Genomic DNA, 3,560 nt, shown 5'->3' with positions numbered 1-3,560 from the left:
GGCCGCGGCGCGCGCGCGCGGTGCGCGCACCGCCGCCTCCGCCTCCGCGAGGACCTGCTCCGCCCCGCGGCGCTTCCGCCCCTTGGGAGCGGCCTTCGCCTCCTCCACGAGCTTCAGCTCGATGCGGCGCCGGATGGGGCTCGCGGAGACGACGTCCACCGTGACCTCCTCGCCCACCCGGAACGCGCGGCCCGTCGTGCGATCGACGAGGGCGTGCAGCTCGGTGTCGAGCTCGGGCAGGCCACCGAGGTCCTCGATCTTGACGAGCCCCTCGACGAACCAGCGCTTCAGCTCCACGAACAGCCCGAACTCCACCACCGCCGAGACGACGCCCTCGAACCGCTCGCCCACCTTGTCCTTCATGAAGAGCGCCGCGTAGTAGGCCGCGATGTCGCGCTCGGCCTCCATCGCCGCGCGCTCGCGCTCCGACGAGATCGCGGCGAGCTCCGCGAGCACCGAGGCCGGCGTCTCGCGCGTCGACTGACCGTGCCGGCGCGCCCACTCCTCCTTGAGGAGCCGGTGGGCGACGAGATCCGGGTAGCGGCGGATGGGGGAGGTGAAGTGCAGGTAGTGCTCGGCGGCGAGCCCGTAGTGGCCGATGTTCTCCGTCGAGTAGATGGCCTGCATCATCGCCCGCAGGAGCAGCTGGTTCAGGGCGCGCTGCTGCGCGTGGCCCCTGAAGCGCCCCAGGAGCGCGTTCAGCGCCTGCGGCCCGGGCACCTCCGGCACCTCGAAGCCGTGCGACTCGGCGAGGTCGAGGAACGCCTGGAGCTTCTCCTCGTCCGGCACGTCGTGCACGCGGTAGATGGTGGGCAGCTCGCGCGCGCCGAACCAGCGCGCCACCGCCTCGTTCGCGGCGAGCATGAACTCCTCGACGATCCGGTGGGCGCGGTTGCGCGGCCGCTTCTCGATCGCGACGACCTGGCCGTCCTCGCCGAGCACGATCTTCGCCTCGGGGAGATCGAAGTCGAGCGCGCCGCGGCGCCCCCGCATGGCGGTGAGCTTCTCCTGCAGCTCCGCCATGAGCTCGAAGCGCTCCTTGAACCGCTCGCGCTCCGGGACGCGCTCGCCCGCGAGGACGTTCGCCACCTCCGTGTACGTGCAGCGCGCGGCGCTCCGCATCACGCCCTCGTAGACCTCCGCCGAGCGCGTCTCCCCCCGCTCGTCCAGGACGAGGTCGGCGACCATGCACAGCCGGTCCACGGCGGGGTTGAGCGAGCAGATGCCGTTCGAGAGCCGCTCGGGCAGCATCGGCAGCACCTGCATCGGGAAGTAGACGCTCGTCCCGCGCCGCGACGCCTCCGTGTCGAGGGCGGAGCCCGGCCGGACGTAGTGCGCGACGTCGGCGATGGCGACGACGAGCCGGTAGAGCCCCCTGCCCTTCGACCCCTCGAGCCGCTCCACGTGCACCGCGTCGTCGAAGTCGCGCGCGTCCTCGCCGTCGATCGTCACGAGGGGGAGCGCGGTCAGGTCGCGGCGGCCCTGGCGATCCTCGGGCCGGACGTGATCGGGGATCGCCTGCGACTCCGCCAGGACCGGCGCGGGGAACACGTCCGCGAAGCCCTTCGCGTAGGCGACCTTCAGCACCTCCACGCGCGGCTCGCCGGGGCGGCCGATGGCCTCGGCCACCTTGCCCTGCAGCCGCCCGGTGCCGGGCTCGAGCGCGACCTTCACCACGTCACCGTCCTGCGCCGCGCTCGTCTCCGGCACGGGCACGACCTCGCCGAGCTCCTCGTCCGCCGGGACGACGAAGCTGCGCGCGCCGCGCGCGTGGTAGGTGCCGATGAGCAGCCTGCGGCGGCGCTCCACGATCTCGACGAGCCGGCCCGCGGTGCGGCCGCCGCGCGCCGGCACGATCTCGACGCGGAGCAGGTCGCCGTCGAGCGCCTGCGACGCCTCGCCGGGCGGCAGGAACACGTCGTCGCCCTGGCGGTCGATGCGCGCCACGAACCCGTAGCCGTCCCGGTGCTTCTTGAGCGTGCCCACCACCTCGTTGCCACGGCCCGGCCGGCGCAGGCCGCGCCGCTCGCGGACCGGGGCGAGCGCGGCCGCCGGCGCCCCCGCGGGCTTGGCGCCCGGGAGCGAGAAGCGCTTCCCGTCCCGGTGAAGGAGCCCCTCGCGCGTGAGATCGCGCAGCGCCCGCTTCACCTCCGTCCGCTCGCCCGGGTGGAGCCTCGCCCGCTGCATGAGCTCGCGAACGGAGAGCGCCTTCCCCCCCGCGCGCCGCAGCTCCTCGACGATCGCGGTCCGCCGCCGCTCCTGGCCTTCGTGCGCCATGGTCAGTCTCCGAACAGCTGCCCGAGCCCCCCGCCCTGCTGCTGGGTCGGGAAGAAGGGGAAGAGCGCGCCCGCCAGGGAGCGCAGGTTGCGGGTCTGCAGCCAGACCTCGCCGGGGCCGGCGAACTCCGCCACGAGCGCCTCGCCCGAGAGCAAGGAGCGCACCCAGCCGCGGCGGCTCGCCTTGCGCACCTCGAACGGCATGCGCGCATCGAACGCCACGACGTGGCCCGTGTCCACGACATAGCGCACGCCGGCGGGGACCGCGCGGCGCACGATCGCGCCGAACGAGGAGAGCAGGATCGTGCCCTCGCCCGAGGCGCGGATGAAGAAGAGCCCTTCGCCGGCGAAGAGGCCGCGGAAGCCGGCGAACTCGGTGTCGAGCCGGACCTCCAGCTCCGAGGCCAGCCACGAGGACGACTGCACGAGCAGCGCGCGCCCGCCGAGCTCGACGCCGATGACGTCGCCCGGCACGGGCGGCGCGAGGATGACCTCTCCGGCGCCGCCCGTCGCGGTGAACGTCGAGACGAAGAGCGACTCGCGGGTGACCATCCGCTTCAGGGCGCCGACGAGCCCGCCCTGGAGCTGCGACTGCAGGTCGACGTTGCCGCTCATCGCCACCATCGCGCCCGCCTCGGCGCGGATCGACTGCCCGGGGGAGAGCTCGACGCGCGCCGACGCGAAGGCGCTGCCGCCGACGAGCTGGTAGCGCAGGGCGGCGCCGGCGGAGGTGGTCGCGAGGACCGGCGCGTCGTGCGCCGCCCCCGTCGTGGGCGTGGGGGCGAGGCGAGCGCCGCACGCCGAGCAGAAGGCGCCGGCGGCGACGGCCGCACCACAGGAGGGACACGTCATGGCGCGGGAGTCTACACGCGCGGCGCAGCGCGCACCGCAGGAAGAAGGGCGCCCGCGGTGTATAAACCCCTCGTGCTCACGCCCGCCGCCGCCCGCGCGCGCATCCTCGCCGCGCTGTCCGACCTCGCGCCGCTCCCCGCGGAGCGCGTCCCGCTCGAAGGCGCGCTCGGCCGTGCGCTCGCCGAGGACCTCTCCGCCGCGCGCGACGTGCCGGCGTTCGACGCCTCCACCATGGACGGCTACGCGCTGCGCGCCGCCGACGCGTCGCGCGCGGGCGCGCGCCTCCCCGTTGCGTTCGAGGTGTACGCCGGCCGGCCGGCGCCGGGACCCCTGCCGGCCGGGAGCTGCTGCCGGATCTTCACCGGCGCGCCGCTGCCCGAGGGGGCTGACACGATCGAGATGCAGGAGGAGGTGCGGCGCGCGGGCCGCACC

The 3,560-nt window shown here is 74.8% G+C and carries 2 protein-coding genes and 1 pseudogene; 1 reads left to right on the top strand and 2 read right to left on the bottom strand.

Annotation, left to right across the window (positions count from 1 at the left end; all coding sequences use genetic code 11):
• Together rnr and MNY60_RS23390 are read right to left on the bottom strand one after the other, a co-directional pair.
• The coding region (rnr, locus tag MNY60_RS23395) for a ribonuclease R (RefSeq protein ID WP_242341535.1) at positions 1-2,277 on the bottom strand (2,277 nt) is incomplete at its 3' end.
• A 2-nt stretch (positions 2,278-2,279) separates the two neighbouring features.
• On the bottom strand, positions 2,280-3,128 hold the full coding sequence (locus MNY60_RS23390) for a TIGR00266 family protein (protein WP_242341536.1): 849 nt from the start codon (positions 3,126-3,128) through the stop codon (positions 2,280-2,282).
• A 57-nt stretch (positions 3,129-3,185) separates the two neighbouring features.
• Between MNY60_RS23390 and MNY60_RS24430 the strand changes: the two are divergent.
• A pseudogene (locus MNY60_RS24430) lies at positions 3,186-3,560 on the top strand (molybdopterin molybdenumtransferase MoeA); the annotation flags it as partial.

This window comes from Anaeromyxobacter sp. SG17, from assembly GCF_022690695.1.
Taxonomy (GTDB): Bacteria; Myxococcota; Myxococcia; order Myxococcales; family Anaeromyxobacteraceae; genus Anaeromyxobacter; species Anaeromyxobacter soli.
Note: the sequence above shows the minus strand (reverse complement) of the source record. Positions and strands in the feature narration are given on the sequence as shown.